This is a genomic window from Bifidobacterium sp. ESL0800, from assembly GCF_029395355.1.
Lineage (GTDB): Bacteria > Actinomycetota > Actinomycetes > Actinomycetales > Bifidobacteriaceae > Bifidobacterium.
In genome coordinates, this window is sequence record NZ_CP113913.1 from 1,572,880 (window position 1) to 1,588,995 (window position 16,116).

Here is a 16,116-nt window from a genome sequence, read left to right on the forward strand (position 1 = left end):
TCCGACTTTCTATAAACCGACAAAACAATAATCCAAATATATCCGCTTTTGTATTCCGCAGAACTCAAGCCAACAGAACCGCAGAAAACAAATCCCGCAAATCCGACGAATCACTTCCGGTCAAGACGCAAAGCGTGATATAGCGGTTTCTTACATACGGCAATCAGCTGTTTGCCGACCATGACCGCAATCACTGTAATGGCATAAACACACACCGCATAGAACAGAGGATGGCGACCGAGGAACGCAGCTGAATTGGGTTCCATACTCGCGCCTACCCAGTCAATGAGCAGAATATGGAAAAGATAGACTCCAAGCGATGCCGAGGAAAGCAACTTCAGCACCTTCATCACTCCGGCACCAAAATGCTGCAACCAAGGTTCCAACGACTGTGCAAGCAGGAAAAGCGAGAAGGCCTGCAATACACAGAACGGCGAGCTCATGCCCACATAATAGTTATCATAATGTGCCGAAAGTCCGGAAGGCTTATGATACCCGTTTGCCCACAACCCCAGAAACGCCATCGCACAGACCGAAAGAACCAATATAGCCAAGGCGACGGGCACTTGATGTTTGATGGGTTCCCAGTAACGGTGGAAGTAGTACCCGCCGACGAAATAGAGCAACGACACCGAAGCGAACAGCGGCCAACCGAACAAGGTGTCAAAATATTTTGCAGACATCCCCAACCGCTCCGCAAATGGAATGCATATTCCGACCGCCAGCAGCAACGCCAGAAGATATTGCGTGGCACGCTTGTGCTGCATCACATACGACAGAAGAGGAGTCAGAACATAGAGATAGATGATCGAATAGAAGAACCAATAGACGTCATTGATATCGTTGGTCAGGAACCTCTTGACAAAATCCACTATTCCCGCGGTGCCGGCATATTTATCGGCCCCATAAAAAGCGTACGGAAAAACCGCAAACAGAATGTAACAAAACACACTGCCCAGCAGCAGCGCCCGACCCACACGCCAGAGACGCTTGCGGAAAAAGGTCTTGGTCGAGTAACGCTCACGATAGCCCAGAAGGTTCATACCGCTGATCATGAAGAAAATCGGAACGGCGAAAATGGCAAAAGCCTGCAACACCACCATCTCCGTCCAAGTCCTGTTGGGCTGAGGCGTGAAAACCGGCAACGTGGTGTGCAGAATCACGACGGCAAAGCATGAAAGGATATTGAGCATATAGACAAACCGAAGTCTGCGAGGCCGCTCGAGCCGTTTCTCGTTCTTCTGGCGTTCGGCCACTGTTTCCCTCCCAGCTTGGATATGTTCTTGGATGGTGCACTCACCAAAATGAACTATGATTTTTATATAACCTTAGAGAGAGTATACCTTTGCGTCCCTGACCATTGGCCAACCATCATCCGTCAAGGCCGAAACGGTCATCGACATATGCTTCATAAACAGAGCAGTACTCCGGGCTCGGTAACAGAGAAACCCGGAATCGTAGGCCGAAAACCCGTCATGGTAAAATCAACATTATCCCGCGCACAGTTTATTGGAGATAGAGAACAAGCAACATGCAGCACAGAACCGGCACAGCCGCAATCGAAGAGACCGAACGATTGGATACGTCACAGAGCACAACCTGGTATTCCGGAATCGCCTTTCCGATAATGTTGGGCTTCGTGTTCACTTGCGGCACCAATGCGGCGACCACAGCGGCGATTCCGTTTACCACCGTTTATTTCTATCTGCAAATCGCTTTGTTCAGCATCTTTTTCTGGTGTCTGTTCAACATACTTTATGTATGGATCAACGGCACTAAGAAACACGATAGCTCAGCGTGGTATAAAAAGCCGATCAGCCGTGTTTCGAATCTCGTGAACGGGAGGCTTTCACTCCTCAGGTTCGAGCATAGGGAACACCCCGTAGCCGTATGCAGGGACGCTCTTCGAATCCTCTGTTGTTGGTCACCTTACGTGCTGCTCCTGCTTCCCTACAACATCTATTGGGATACCGGAGATCAGATCGCCCAGGCTCTGGGCGTCTCCGCATTCGGCAAACCCGCCGGCACCGTTTGGGACCATCACCCGTTCTTCGATACCTTCCTATATGGCTGGTTCGCAAAATTCGGACGCGATGTGTTGCATTCCATTGATTTGGGTCTCGCTGCTTATGTCATTTGCCAAACCATCGTATTCGCACTCGTCTTCGCGGAGCTCCTTGCCTATCTCAAAGGCAAAAAGATCCGAAACGGCCTGTTGGCGTTCCTGACGGCTTTCCTTTGCCTCTTCCCGGTTTTCCCGATGATGTCCATGACCATTACCAAAGACGTGACCAACGCAGCGGCCATGATGGTGTGGGTGCTCATGTTCGTAAAACTGGTCGATACGGACCTTACGGCTCTCAAGCGTCCCTTGTTCGATTTAGGCTTTTTGATTGCCTGCCTGCTCGCATCGTTGACCCAGAAATTGGGGATGGCAATCGTCGCGGTTTGTCTTATCGCCCTTATCTTCGGCCATTACCGCGCTCTTTTGAAAATCGTGGCCGTTGTTTTCGCCACTTGTACGGTTGTCATCGTCGGGGTTCTCATCCCGAAATACGCCTACGGCCCTCTTCGTGTCATTCCTGGTTCCTCCCAGGCGGCCATTGCCATGCCCATTCAAATGCTCGGCAGGACCGCCCACGAATTCCCGGAGGATGTGACGCCTCAAGAGAAGCGACAAGTGGAATCCTATCTCATGTATGATTGGGGTCAGGTTGCCTATAATTACAACCCATACATCACCGACCCGGTAACAGGGTTCCAACTGCGCAGCGAAAAATCCAATATAACGGACTTCCTTAAGGCTTGGTCCTCAATCGGGCTGAGGCATCCTCTCACCTACTTCAGCGCATTCGTTGCCCTTGAATCAGGTTGGTTCACCTTCAACGGACCGATTCAATGCAAATCTCCCGATGAGCAGAAAAACAAGACCCCTGTGCCGATGTTCATGCGTCCCATTACCCAGACAAGCGCCAACAAAGACACCTTTGGAAAAGTGGACCATATTTTGTCTGCAGGCAAAAGAAGCAAGACCGTAGATCAAATGTATCAGGCGACGCTTGCAATCCCAGTCGTGAATACGCTGTTCTACGTATCCACTTGGACTTCGATTATTCCGTTTTTCACCCTGTACTACCTGTGGAGACGCCGCAAATTCACCATGCTGAATGATTGGATGAGACTTCTTCCTTATTGGATATCCACAGCGAGCTTATTGGTATACCCGGTATCGTTGTCCACGTTGGACAACCAAGATAATCCAACTCGTTACATGTTCCATGCCCTGATGCTGGCCCCTCTGGCTATCGGGCTCATAGCAGTTGCCGGAAAATCCGACTCCAGGCCAGCCTTATCATCTAAGGAACAGAAAGATACATCAGAATCCGAGTAACCCCGGATAAAACCATACGATTAGTTACGTGTACCCGAACTCATGCTTAAGACCGCAAACCATCATTTGCCTGTTACGAAGCATGGGACCGGGAAACATCCATAACTCGGATGATCAACGTTGCAATATCCTGATTGTACGTTCCAAAGGATGCACGATAAGGGTGTCCAACAGGAACGCGACCAAGGATGCGGCCGCGTAGACGATAAGCACACAGGCCACAAAAATCGCAATTTTCGACAAGCTGGAGTGTGGAACGGGGAACATACCCGCAACTGTCGGCCAGATCAGGCGATATAAGAACATGTTCTCATGCAGCAGGTAAACACCGAATGAGGAGGCAGCAAGCTTCAGCGTGAACGTTTCCAGGCCATGCGGCATATGCGACATATCAATCCGATTGACCAGGATGAAAATCGCCGCACCGATAATCATCGGCAGGACTTGGATTCCGTCTTTAATCTGGTTTTGCCAACCAAGAACCTGCACAACATGCACACCACTGGCGGAAACATGATTGAAAACCGCCATACATATGGTGAAAAGGATAATCAGGAACACAAGATTTCTCGTTCGCAGTATTTTGGAGTGCTTGTCGGCATAGTTGCGGATCCAACCACCTATCAGATACCCCAACACGGCATAAGTGACATTGTCCCATGCCTTGCCCCGGTCGAAGAACAGCATCCAGATACCGAATATCGCAAGCAATCCGATAAGGGCGTCAATATAGCGTTCGGAAAGATTGTCGAACAACGCGTTGAGGAATGGCGACAGCAGTAGCATACAGATGTAAGCAGTAATGAACCAATAACTGCCGAAGAAAAATGGTAAAAAGGTCCAAACCAGTGTGGTGATGAGGTTGTCGCCATGGAAAGAATCGCTGATTCCGCCCGGCAGTCGCATGTTCAATGCGCAGATGAAGATGATAGCAAAAACGAGGATCCCATAGCAGAACATCTGGAACCATGTCTTGAAGATTCGCGTCCAGTTGAATCGCTTCCTGACCAGGAAATACCCGGAAATCACGAAGAAAATGGCGACTCCGACCTGTCCGTATTGCACCACCAGATACGATAGGGCGTATCTCCAGCCGGGCTTGAACGCCAAGCCTTTGTCTACATTGAGCATCCAAGGGATATGCAAGATTCCGTGACATGCAACAATGAGCAGCATCGCGAAAATGCGAAGCACCTCGACGTTCAGTCTGCGTGTCTGTTTAGGTTTTGCCAAGATTCCTCGATAGTTACAGGCCGACGCTTATCGCGTATTCATTACCTTGTTAAGAATATCAACATACCCGTATAGACGAAGCATTCCTTTTAGGCTAAAGCTCTCCGTGCGCTGCATACATCGAACGGGCCAACAGGCCAAGACGACATAAAAACCTCAGCCATAGCCGCTGCTATAATAAGACAAAGGTTGCAATGATGACCAACAAGCAAACGGCCGCAACGGTGCATACATAGCATCCACGTAGTCTTATATCATTAAGACGATTGAGTCTCGCGCAGGAAGGTATTTTTCTATCATGACAAATGAATCCAGGTTCGTCGACCATCTGCCTTCTTCCAAAAGGGCGGTACGCGAGCTCTCGGAAAGCGTTTCCATATTACGGCGCGAGACCGAGAATCTCGAATCCAACGTCAAAGACATGTCTGCAAAAGTCAGAATTCAGTATGACAACTCGGAAATCCTGCGTCAAGATCACGAATTGCTGCAATCCCAAATCGACCTGTTAAAAACTTATGATGCCCATATCGAACAGCTTCTATGGACCGCTCTTCGACGTGACGGCGAGGATGAACTCGTCGCGAAGAAGCGGATTTTCAAGAATATGTTTCACGCCACCGGCTCTCTGCGTCTGCTTCAGCTCGGCGGCGCTCAACTGCTCAAGGATTTTGATGCTCTCTGCCGCAAAAACTCCATCGATTACTGGATCAATTGCGGCACTTTGATCGGTGCCGTACGACATCAAGGTTTCATCCCTTGGGACGACGACATGGACCTGGGCATGACACGCGATCAAATCCAAAAGCTCACCGAGCTGATTGACACGAATCCCCAATACAGCAAACGCTTCAAAGTCTCGCTGAACTATGATCCATACGCTTTCTGCCGACAGATTCGTTTCATGTACAACGACCCCAACAATCCCTGCTTCCTTGACCTGTTCATTTACGACTATGCCGAAGGCGACGCCGCAGAACAGTACTCGAAACGAAGCGCGTTGAGAGAAAGCCTTATTGACGCCCTTAAAGCTCTTCCGTTCTTTGAGCAATGGAAAGAGCACGGCTACGTGGCAGCCGGCGATGGGCATAGCGCGCAAGTTGAGGGAATCTTCGAAGATTACCGGCAACAGGCGTTGCAACAGCATGTCATCTCTGAAGACAAGGCAGACATCATCATGTACGGAATGGACAACTGGACACCGGACGACAATCTGTGTGCCTATTCGTCAACCGTTGTCTTTCCGCTCAAAGACCTGTCGTTCGAAGGTTCGAACGTGCTCGCGCCCCAGCATCCAGAAACGATTCTCGAACGGGAATACGGCGACATCTACAATCTCCCCGACGACATGGTCTCTCATTTCGATCATGTCTCACGTAAGCTGTTCAAGAATCAAGCCGTTCTGGAATCGCTGAAAACCTCGATAAAAGATCCTGAAGGATATCTCGCCTGAGAACAGTTCGGAGAAGGCCTCCGGCACAGTCAAAGGCCTTCTCCGAACTCCGAAACGAATCAATCTTCCCGCGGGCACTTCACCGTATCCAGTTCCTTGACCTGCATCGCCCGATCGCTGAGCAAAGCATAGTCTCTGTTGCGCTTGTTGCTGATATTGAAGAAACAGGAATTCTCATCGCTGGTGAACGCCACCATATCAGTGGTATCGTCATGAAGCGGATTGGGAGTACGCAACGAAGTCACGATTCTGAACTGGCCGTTGTTGAACGGGTCCAGCGGAATCTCATAGCGCACCTTGACGTGGCCGTATTCCTTCATTTTCAGGCGTTTCGATCCGGTATCGTAGACTACTCCGCCTCGCTTGACGTCATACATGGCAATCGCCATATAGAAGTCCGTTCCCACTTCATCGAACTGATACTCGATTTCGAATTTGAACGGCTCGGCGCCGTCGACCACCTGGTTGGAAACTGGATTGACGCTTAAAATCGGCACGCGCTTGTTGAGGCCCGTCTCATACGCCTCTGCCTTTCCACCGCTTTCGCCGACCTGCTTTTCTTTATCCTTACGTTTGAGGTTTTCCAGTGTGTAGCGGTCAGCCACATCATTTTTGTTGCCGCTGGCGATGATTTTGCCGTCTTTGATGAGAATGGCATCATTACAGTATTTCTTGACCGATTCCATACTATGGGTGACAAGGATGACCGTTTTTGTCGGATCTTGTTTAACCTCGGCGAAGAAGTTATCGCACTTGCGCTGGAACGCTTCGTCACCGACCGCCAGTACTTCATCGAGCACCAGAATATCGCCTTGCGCTTTAATGGCCACGGAAAAAGCCAAACGCACCTGCATACCGGAGGAATAGTTCTTGAGCTTCTGGTCCATGAAATCCTCAAGCTCGGCAAACTGCACGATATCGTCATACATGGCGTCGATTTCGGCATGAGTAAAGCCAAGCAGCGCCCCATTGAGGTAGACGTTCTCGCGCCCTGTCAGTTCTGGGTTGAAACCGACACCAAGCTCAATGAACGGGACCAGTTTGCCCGTGACATCCACAGTTCCTTGTTCTGGCACATAGATACCGGAAATGATTTTGAGCAACGTCGATTTGCCGGAACCGTTTCTGCCTACGATGCCGAAGAAATCACCTTGATGGACGTCGAAGCTGATGTCCTTGAGTACCTTCTGCTCGGTGTATCCCTTGATGCCTTTGGTCCAATTGAGGAACGCCATCTTGATGCCCGTAGCCTGTTCGGTAGGCAGCCTGAACGATTTCGAGACGTTTTTCACCGAAAGGACGACGGGTGATTCACCACGTGACCTGATGGCTTCGTCTTTGGCAGTGCCGTTCTTATCCATAAAATTTTTTGCTGTCATGCTAAAGTACCTCTGCAAACTTGCTGCTGTGCTTGCGGAATTCGTGAATACCGAGCCAAATGATAATGACGGAAAGAACGTAGGGAATCAGATCGATCCAAGTCGTGTTGACAATCGACCAAACGGTGTCGACGTATTCAGGCGAAAGCAGGTTGTGACGAATGTCCATGATGGCCTGCGTGCTCGGATTGAGCATCAAAAGTTTCGCGGCCCACGCGAAATGCGGATTTTGGGTAACCATGGAAATCGGATAGATAACCGGTGTGGCATAGAAAAGCGCCTGCAGCGCGACCTCCCAGATATGGGCGATATCACGATAATAAACGTACATCGTCCCCAGCAATAACGCCACGCCAAGGGCGAGCAGATAAAGCTGAATGATGCTCAAGGGCACGAGCAAGACGCGCCAGGTGTAATGGGCATGTGTGAAGAAGCCGAAAACGATGACCACGACCATGTTAATCCCCAGGGAAATCATGGAGCCCATGGTGGTGGCAGCGACGATAATGTAGTTCGGGAAATGAATCTTGCGCAGCAGATCACCACGGTCGACCACGGAACGCATACCCATCGAAGTCGCCTCGCTGAAGAAGCCCCACAGACAGTTGCCACAAAGCAAAGAAATGGTGTAAGTCGGGGTACCATCCGTGAATTTGAGGAACTTGACGAACACCACATACATCACGCAGAACAACATCAGCGGCTTAAGGACCGACCATAGAACACCGAGGAACGAACCCTGATAACGCAGCTGGAAATCGGTTTTCACCAACTCCTTGAATATCACAATCGCATAGTGGTACCTCTTCTGGAGGCGTTTGATCAACTCGGTCACGAATATTCCTTTTGTCGGCTGACACTCTTCAAGCAATGATACTGACGACTTATTTTAAGAGCACCGTTTGTCATGAGAATTGGTTAGAGCATAAAATTGATAAAATCTTTTCTTTTCCGGAATTTCAGCTATCGCCATTTCTAGCAACCACTCGCTATAATCACTCTACAGATAATTACTTTGGAACGGTAAAGGCAAAAGGCATATGGATTCGAAGGCTCAGGAAAATCAGCCCCGCATAAGGATTTTCATTTCCTCGCACAAGCACGTCAATGCACCGCAGGGCGAGTGCATGCAGCTCGTGCAGGTCGGTGCGGCACACGCTCCTGAACATTTCGAAGAGATGGCCCACCACGATGATGAAGGCGAGAACATCTCCGAGAAAAACCCCATGTACTGTGAGCTGACCACCCAGTATTGGGCATGGAAAAACGTTGATGCTGATTACTACGGTTTCTGCCATTACCGCCGGTACTTCGATTTCAGCGACGTAAAACACGAAGAGAACGCCTACGGCGAGGTCATGGACAGCTACATCGACCAAGCTGCACTGAACAAGTATGGCATCAACGACGAAACCATCCAACGCATCGTTCCGGGCTATGACGTCATCACCACGCCTTTCGGCGATTTGCGCAGGATCATCGACCAACACAAAACACCCACGGCCGTATGGCACGCCGCCACTCAGCTGCATGATGACGATCTGAAAAGGATGCGGGACATCATCGGCAAGTTGCAGCCGGAGTATCTGAAAGATGCCGACACATTCCTGAACGGCAATAGTTCCTGCTTCTGCAACATGTTCATCATGAAGAAGGAAATCTTCTTCGATTACTGCGAATGGATCTTCCCCATCCTCGAAGAGTTCGAGCGCGAGACGGACATGTCGAAATACAGCAAGGAGGCGCTGCGGACTCCCGGGCATCTGGCGGAACGTCTGCTGAACATCTACCTGCTGCACCACAAGCGGGTCGGCACTGATTGGAAGATGAAAGAACTGCAATGCGTGCATTTCACCCATCCCGAACCAGACCAACCCTTGGCTCCGATTGCCGAAGTCGGCAAGCCACTCGTGCCGGTGGTTTTCGCAGCGAATGAGAAATATGTTCCGCAACTGGCAACGGCCATCTATTCTGCCATGTCCAACGCCTCGAAAGACAGGCATTACGATGTGGTAGTGCTCCAGCGCGACATCACGCCAATCAGCCAGCGACGTATGCAGATGTTCTTCGAACGCTTCGAGAACATGACATTGCGTTTTGTCGACGTCGACCGTGAAATATCACGGTATCATCTGAGTACCAACAACCCTCACATCAGCATCGAAACCTATTATCGCTTCGTCATTCAGGGTATTCTGCCCTTCTATGACAAGGTCCTCTATCTTGATGCCGACATTATCGTCACCGGCGATATCGCAGAGCTTTACGATACCGAAATCGGTGACAACCTTCTCGCCGCAGCTCATGACATCGATTTCCTGAGCAACCTCAACGTCAAGAACGGCAAACGCCCCCAATACGCAACCGAGACGCTCAAGATGCACGACCCATACGCCTACTTCCAGGCCGGTGTTCTGATTTTGAACACCAAAGCGATGCGTCAGTATCATTCCGTCGAGCAGTGGCTCACACTGGCCACAAATCCGGATTACATCTATAACGATCAGGACGTGCTCAATGTGCAGTGCGAAGGGCGAATGACATATCTGCCCTGGCAATGGAATGTGCTGCACGACTGCGCCGGCCGTGTCTCCGAGCTATTCGTATCCGCACCCAACAACGCGTATGACGCGTATATGCAGTCTCGGAAAGACCCGAAGATCATTCATTACGCCGGTTTTATCAAACCTTGGAACGACCCTGACTGCGATTTCGCCTATCTCTATTGGGAATATGCAAGGGAAACCCCATTCTATGAACAGCTCATCAAAAAAGTGGTTGTCTCCGACCGTCCAAAGACTCGGAAAAAGAAGTCCGGCAAACCCCGTGCGGTAAAGAAAAACAGCGGTCTGCGCAGAATACTGGATCCGATTCTTCCGATAGGGTCGAAAAGACGCGAATTCTTCAAGGTCATAGGACGTGTTATACGGCACTGAGCTGATACATCCTATTCTCGATGAACAGTAACCTAAAGATCATAATATAAATAGTGTTGGTTGCTTTTGGCTTTGCGAAACTACAGACGCCTTCCTATTCGGTCTATCAGCTATAGTTACGTTTATGCCGCAAAACAAACAACCGCGTATCGCCGTGCTTCTCCCCTGCTATAACGAAGAAGTGACCATAGGCAAGGTGGTACGCGATTTTCATAGAGCTTTGCCCGATGCGGCAATCTATGTCTACGACAACAATTCGACCGATAAAACCGCCCAGATCGCCAGCAGTGAAGGTGCCATCGTCCGCAAGGAACCGCGTCAAGGCAAAGGCAACGTTATCCGCGCGATGTTTGAGGACATCGACGCCGACGTGTACGTGATGGCGGACGGCGACGACACCTATCCGGCAGAATCCGCACCGGAAATGGTTCAGAAAATCGTCGACGGCTACGACATGGTCATCGGAGATCGGCTGAGTTCCACCTATTTCGAGGAAAACAAACGCCCATTCCATAACTTCGGCAACCGACTGGTGCGCGGTTCCATCAATTTCCTTTTCGGTTCGCATGTACATGACATCATGACCGGCTATCGGGCGTTCTCGTTCACATTCGTGAAAACCTATCCGGTGCTCTCCCACGGCTTTGAAATCGAAACCGAAATGACGATTCACAGCCTCAACAACAACCTGCGTATCTACGAAATGCCGATTCAATACCGGGACCGCCCCGCAGGATCGGTGAGCAAACTCGACACGGTCGGCGACGGCATCAAAGTGCTCAATACGATTTTCCAGATGATTCGTGAATACAAGCCTCTTCCGTTCTTCGGAGGCTGTGGGCTGGTCGTCGCTCTTGTCGGCTTGGGTTTCATGCTGAGTGTCATGATCGATTTCTGGCATACAGGTATGGTTGCGCGCTTCCCGACATTAATCGGAGCTGTGATGCTGGTGATAGCAGGACTCCTGCTCTTTATAACCGGCATCATTCTGGACGTCATCGCCAAAAACGAGCGCAAGCTGTTCATCAGCGACAGCAATAAATTCGCCTACATGTGCAGGACACGTCACTTTATCAACCATTACAGCACAGTATCCGCCGATTCCACGCCTGCCAATACACCAAAGGAACTACGATAATCTGCTCGTCCCCAATCACAGCAGAGAAAAGATGAATCAAGAATTCATCTCTGAATCGGAGGAATATCGCAAAGCTCTGGATAAATAAAAGTTTCTAAAGATAGCAAAGGGCCCAGAACAATAATGTCTGGACCCTTTTGCTATCTATCGAATCCCCGCATATTTCATTTCTCACCGATGCAAGGCGACCCAACGCTGGACGACCGTCCCATTATCGTTATATGTCTGCACCGTATTCCCGTTGAACATACCAGCACCATAAATGTCCAAGACGAGTCCCGAATCCAACGCGGAGACCAGTTTGAAAGCATTGCCGTCCTTGACCGCAATCCATTTCTGTGCATAGGTCCCGTTGGATGAATACTGCTGCATACTCACGCCAGGACGATCTTGGGCGCTATTGATGTCAAGAACTTTACCCGACGAGACGTTGGTAAACGTGATATATCCAGCGCCATCGTGGCTGACGCGCCAACGCTGTGCGCCCGTTCCGTTGTTGGAATAGAGCTGCACGCGAGCGCTGTCCCACCAAGCCGCACCGCTGACATCGAGTACCATCCAATTGTTGTACTTGGAGCCGATCACATAGGTGCCATCCGTCAAATCGGAACGATGTGCGGCCGCAAGTTCATCAATCATCTGACGCCGTGTCTTGACAGTCTCGATGGCCCAGCGCTGCGCGTAAGTGCCATTGCCATCATAAAGCTGCACCTTCTGGCTCCTGGTAGCATTGCCGCCAGGAATATCTATCGCCTTATCGGCGGCGCAAGTGGTATAGAAAGCGTATTGTCCGCTGGACTGTTCTCGAAGCGCCCAGTGCTGGGCACAGGTTCCGTTAGCCGCATACTGGTCAATCATCGCGCCGTTTGCAGTATTTGCGTTACCCAAATCAACGGCTTTGCCAGAATTGGAATTCCTGATTTCGTAGATGCCATTACCCACCCAGTTGAAGGTATATTTCTGCGCATCCGTATTGTTCCAATCATAAACCTGCAGCCTCGCAGTATCATACAACGCGGCACCGGGTACATCGAGAACCACATTGCCCGCAAGCGAACGAATACGTTTATTGCCTCCGGAAACTGATGAAATCGTGCTGAAAATAAACTGCTGTGCCCGAGTCAGATTCGGATCCCAGAGTTGCAGCTTAGTACCACTTCTCGTACTGGCATTTGGCAAATCAAGTACGAAGTTACCAAGCTTCGATTGGATATACATTCCGCCTTTCCCTGCATTACGCAGATACCAACGTTGAGCGTCGCTCCCATTCGCATCCCATTGTTGGACAGGAGCACCGGCGTAGGCCTGCGCGCCACTGATATCCAACACTTTGCCGGAATTGACATTCTGGATTTCATATGAACCATCATCACGATGCCGAGTCAATTTATATTGCTGCGCTTTCGAACCGATGGCATCATAAAGCTGGATTTTCGTTCCTGAAAGACTTGAACCATTAGGAATATCAAGACCGGCTGAATCCCTGGCTGACGAACTAATATAATACGTATCATTCGGCAATGCTGCAGCCTGATAACCGCTCATCTGTGGCGCAACGGCAGACATCCCCATACCGCTGTTGGAATAGTTGTAGTTGCCGAAGGCGTTGATATCCACACTGCCGCTGATGCCGCCGATACTGCCGTTGTCGGCGTACTGCCAGCCTCGGTCGTTGGTGGAATAGCCGAAGCCGGTGCGGGCGCCGTAGCTCGCGACCCAGCGAGTGCTGCTGCGAATATTGTACGAATTGAGAGGCCCGTTAAGATACGCGGTGTATGAATATACGGACAGATTGTTGTAACCATTGGCCTGCATACGCCACCACCAATTGTTGACGATGCCGTCATAGGTACCGGAATCATTGGGATGGTAATGTCCTGACCAAGGCGCATAGCCCTCCAGATCATAAAATACGGGATAGCTTAAATCTCCCGGATTCACGCCCGCGTTACGCAACAGCGAAGCCGTGTCATTGCCTTCAGCTGCACCGGTGTTGCCGTCGTACGCATACGAATAGATATAAACGCCGAACGGAATGCCCAACCGCTTGCATTCGTTGATATTGCGCCGAGCCTGACTATCATATCCGTTGCCCCAGCCAAAGCTCAGACGAATAATCGCGCCCTCTACGCCGGAGTTTTTAACGGCCTGCCAATTGATGGTGCCTTGCCATTGCGAGACGTCGATCACGCCCTTGGCCTGCTGGGCGAAGAGATTGCCACCGGCCTCGAAGAACGCCGGAGTACCGTTATAATGCCCCCAATAGGCGCCGTATTGGTTGTTCTGCAGCGCAACGTTGCGAACGCTGCCGCTCGTCGCTTTCGCTTTCTTCCCGGTCTTAACGACCTTGTCGGCCTTTCTCCTCGTAATGTCCGAGGCGCCGCTCACTTTGGAGGACGAGGCAGAGGAATCGGCGTTGCTGTTGCTGCTGCTGCCACCATTCGCACCATTGTTGCCATTCGTACTGCTGCCGCTGTTAGCCGTATCCGTCGCATTGGCATCGCCGCCGTTCTTTTCAACGGCCTGCTTCACCTTATCGGCTTCGACCGGGATGAATCGCTTGCCATCGGTCTTTGCCAGCGGATCAGCGGGCTTGTCTTTCGTCCCGACCACCTTCGGATCGGTCACGGGCTTGCCGGTCTCCACATTCTTGACCTGTCCGTCCTTGGTCACGGCCAGATCCTTCGAAACCACGGTCGCGTCGTCTGGCACGGCGGCGCTGACCTTGTCGGGCAGCTTCTGGCTTGGGTTGTCCGGCATGGCGTCTTTCGGCGCATCGACGGCCGGCAACGTCTTTTGGTTGCCGATGGTTTTGGCGCCGAAGCCGCTGCCCTGCCCGCCAAGCTGACTATTCGAAGCCGCAGATCCGATACCAGCCTGGTCGAAACCGCTCAGATTGGTGTCCTGCGCCGCCTGCGCCGGCACCGCAGTCAATGCCAGCCCCAACGCGGGCACCGCCACCACAGCCGCAAGTTTGGTAGCCGCTGCCACTAGCTTGTCCTTCATCTTCCCGCCTTTCAAACCGGTCCGCGTCAATTGAGAATCCAACTTGCCCGCGGATGCTCTACTTGCGCCCTGCCGCAACTCTTGGTTCGACATGTTCGCCATCTTTTACTCTCTTCATTCTTCGCCCGATGAAACGGACATCGCTGCTGGTAACCGAGCAAATCTGTTCAATCTACTGTAATCGTAATGCCAATAAAGGGAATCGCGGAAGTTCCGCCCAAAATATTAGCGAAATCATAACAGTTTATTGTTATTTAGTGGAAATCACCATTCCGAACAACACATGTCTCTCTCGAAAACGTGCAACGATCGGTGCGATCCGCCTAGCTAAAATCGCAACGCTTGCCTCGCTTTGTCCAGAATCGCAACAATCCAAGAAAATCGAGCATACCGAACTGGCTTGCGCCACTATCTAACGCCCATTGACGACAACCACCATCCCATATCCCTCAAATTACTTGATCGTTCGTTTCGATTTCATAGGTCTAACAGAACATTTTAAATGTTAAGTTCAAGACATTTATTTACCAGTAATTCATCAACTAAATAAATTTTGTCGGAATTCTATCAAAGAAGCGTTATCGTGAGAAATTCTACAAAATTCAGAACTTCGTGCCATTGGTCATGTGCTACACTGAATGAGTCGGCACGGCAAAGTGTCGGAAAGATATGAATGAGTTATTCGCACAAAAAGGCTGTTCACTGTAACATCCCATCAAACGCAATAACCCGTTGTCTATTGGCAAGAAAGTCGATAGGAAGGAATGCATCATGGCAGATGACAAAACCATCGTCGTCGATCCGGCGCTGTACGGCGAAACCGCAGCTGAGAAGACCGCAGAGGCCAACAAGGTGGCCCGCAAATTCGGCATCGGGGACGACGCCCTTGCCAAAGTCGAGGATTTCAAGAAGGAACTGACGGACCATAACGCCTGGGATTTGCCTTTTATGGGCTATATCGACGAGGACGGTTACGGCTATGCCTACGTTCCCGACAAGGCCATCGCGCCGCCGAACTGGGATGCGCACGCGGCTTTCAAGTCCCTGCCTTACGACGCTCAGACCGCGTTCGCGATCCGCATGCTCTTCACCCACCGCGACGTCGACCGTTACGGCGCCACGATGTTCCTGCACTATGAGCGCAACTTCGACATCAAGTTCAAGGAAGACGAGCTCAACTGAGTTTTCAGTAACCTTCAACAGCATCAGCAACGTCAACAACGGCACGTCCCCGGAAGCGGTTATCGTTCCAGGACGCGCCGTTTCGTTTGCCCATATGAAGCTGATTATTCCTGCAATCAGGCAGCTTGACACCGTCAAGGATTTGCTACAGCAGCTTCAACCGCCACGCCGATGCCGAAAATTGCTTGCGAAGCTCGCGGGCTCATGGTATCTTATTTAAGTTGTGTGTTGTGAAGTCTGCTTGCAGGCTTGGCAATGTGCATGCTGGAGAATTCGCCTAGTGGTCTATGGCGCACGCTTGGAAAGCGTGTTGGTGTAACAGCCTCACGAGTTCGAATCTCGTATTCTCCGCCATCCTGAAACCCCTTGATTTTCAAGGGGTTTCGTCATATCTACGACAC

10 protein-coding genes and 1 tRNA gene are annotated in these 16,116 nt (G+C 50.8%); 6 read left to right on the top strand and 5 right to left on the bottom strand.

The features are described 5' to 3' along the window. Positions 1 to 110: 110 nt before the first annotated feature. On the bottom strand, positions 111 to 1,193 hold the full coding sequence (locus OZX75_RS06180) for an acyltransferase (protein WP_277145787.1): 1,083 nt from the start codon (positions 1,191 to 1,193) through the stop codon (positions 111 to 113). A gap of 338 nt (positions 1,194 to 1,531) precedes the next feature. Between OZX75_RS06180 and OZX75_RS06185 the strand changes: the two genes are divergently transcribed. Beyond that, positions 1,532 to 3,391, top strand: a complete 1,860-nt coding sequence (locus tag OZX75_RS06185) for a DUF6020 family protein (RefSeq protein ID WP_277145788.1) — start codon at positions 1,532 to 1,534, stop codon at positions 3,389 to 3,391. 114 nt (positions 3,392 to 3,505) lie between these two features. Here the strand turns inward: OZX75_RS06185 and OZX75_RS06190 are convergent, their stop codons facing one another. Further along, positions 3,506 to 4,624 (bottom strand): acyltransferase family protein, encoded by a 1,119-nt coding sequence (locus OZX75_RS06190; protein WP_277145789.1) that lies wholly within the window; start codon positions 4,622 to 4,624, stop codon positions 3,506 to 3,508. 421 nt (positions 4,625 to 5,045) lie between these two features. On the opposite strand from OZX75_RS06190, the gene OZX75_RS06195 reads away from it, so the two are divergent. Beyond that, positions 5,046 to 6,074, top strand: a complete 1,029-nt coding sequence (locus OZX75_RS06195) for a LicD family protein (RefSeq protein WP_277145790.1) — start codon at positions 5,046 to 5,048, stop codon at positions 6,072 to 6,074. A 59-nt stretch (positions 6,075 to 6,133) separates the two neighbouring features. Here the strand turns inward: OZX75_RS06195 and OZX75_RS06200 are convergent, their stop codons facing one another. After that, entirely contained in the window at positions 6,134 to 7,435 is a 1,302-nt protein-coding gene (locus OZX75_RS06200; protein WP_277147465.1) for an ABC transporter ATP-binding protein, read from the bottom strand. Between the two features lie 19 nt (positions 7,436 to 7,454). After that, positions 7,455 to 8,288, bottom strand: coding sequence for an ABC transporter permease (locus OZX75_RS06205; RefSeq protein ID WP_280925181.1), 834 nt, complete (start codon positions 8,286 to 8,288; stop codon positions 7,455 to 7,457). Positions 8,289 to 8,493: 205 nt separating this feature from the next. On the opposite strand from OZX75_RS06205, the gene OZX75_RS06210 reads away from it, so the two are divergent. Together OZX75_RS06210 and OZX75_RS06215 are read left to right on the top strand one after the other, a co-directional pair. After that, a complete protein-coding gene (locus OZX75_RS06210; protein WP_277145791.1) occupies positions 8,494 to 10,389 on the top strand; it encodes a DUF4422 domain-containing protein in 1,896 nt (631 codons plus the stop codon). 124 nt (positions 10,390 to 10,513) lie between these two features. Next, a complete protein-coding gene (locus tag OZX75_RS06215; RefSeq protein WP_277145792.1) occupies positions 10,514 to 11,527 on the top strand; it encodes a glycosyltransferase in 1,014 nt (337 codons plus the stop codon). Positions 11,528 to 11,698: 171 nt separating this feature from the next. Here OZX75_RS06215 and OZX75_RS06220 read toward each other — a convergent pair whose 3' ends face one another. Beyond that, positions 11,699 to 14,533 (bottom strand): RICIN domain-containing protein, encoded by a 2,835-nt coding sequence (locus tag OZX75_RS06220; RefSeq protein ID WP_277145793.1) that lies wholly within the window; start codon positions 14,531 to 14,533, stop codon positions 11,699 to 11,701. A gap of 771 nt (positions 14,534 to 15,304) precedes the next feature. On the opposite strand from OZX75_RS06220, the gene OZX75_RS06225 reads away from it, so the two are divergent. Both OZX75_RS06225 and OZX75_RS06230 read left to right on the top strand, forming a co-directional pair. Then, positions 15,305 to 15,715 (top strand): glycerophosphodiester phosphodiesterase, encoded by a 411-nt coding sequence (locus OZX75_RS06225; RefSeq protein ID WP_277145794.1) that lies wholly within the window; start codon positions 15,305 to 15,307, stop codon positions 15,713 to 15,715. Between the two features lie 266 nt (positions 15,716 to 15,981). Continuing rightward, a tRNA-Ser gene (locus OZX75_RS06230) sits at positions 15,982 to 16,069 on the top strand. Positions 16,070 to 16,116: the final 47 nt, after the last annotated feature.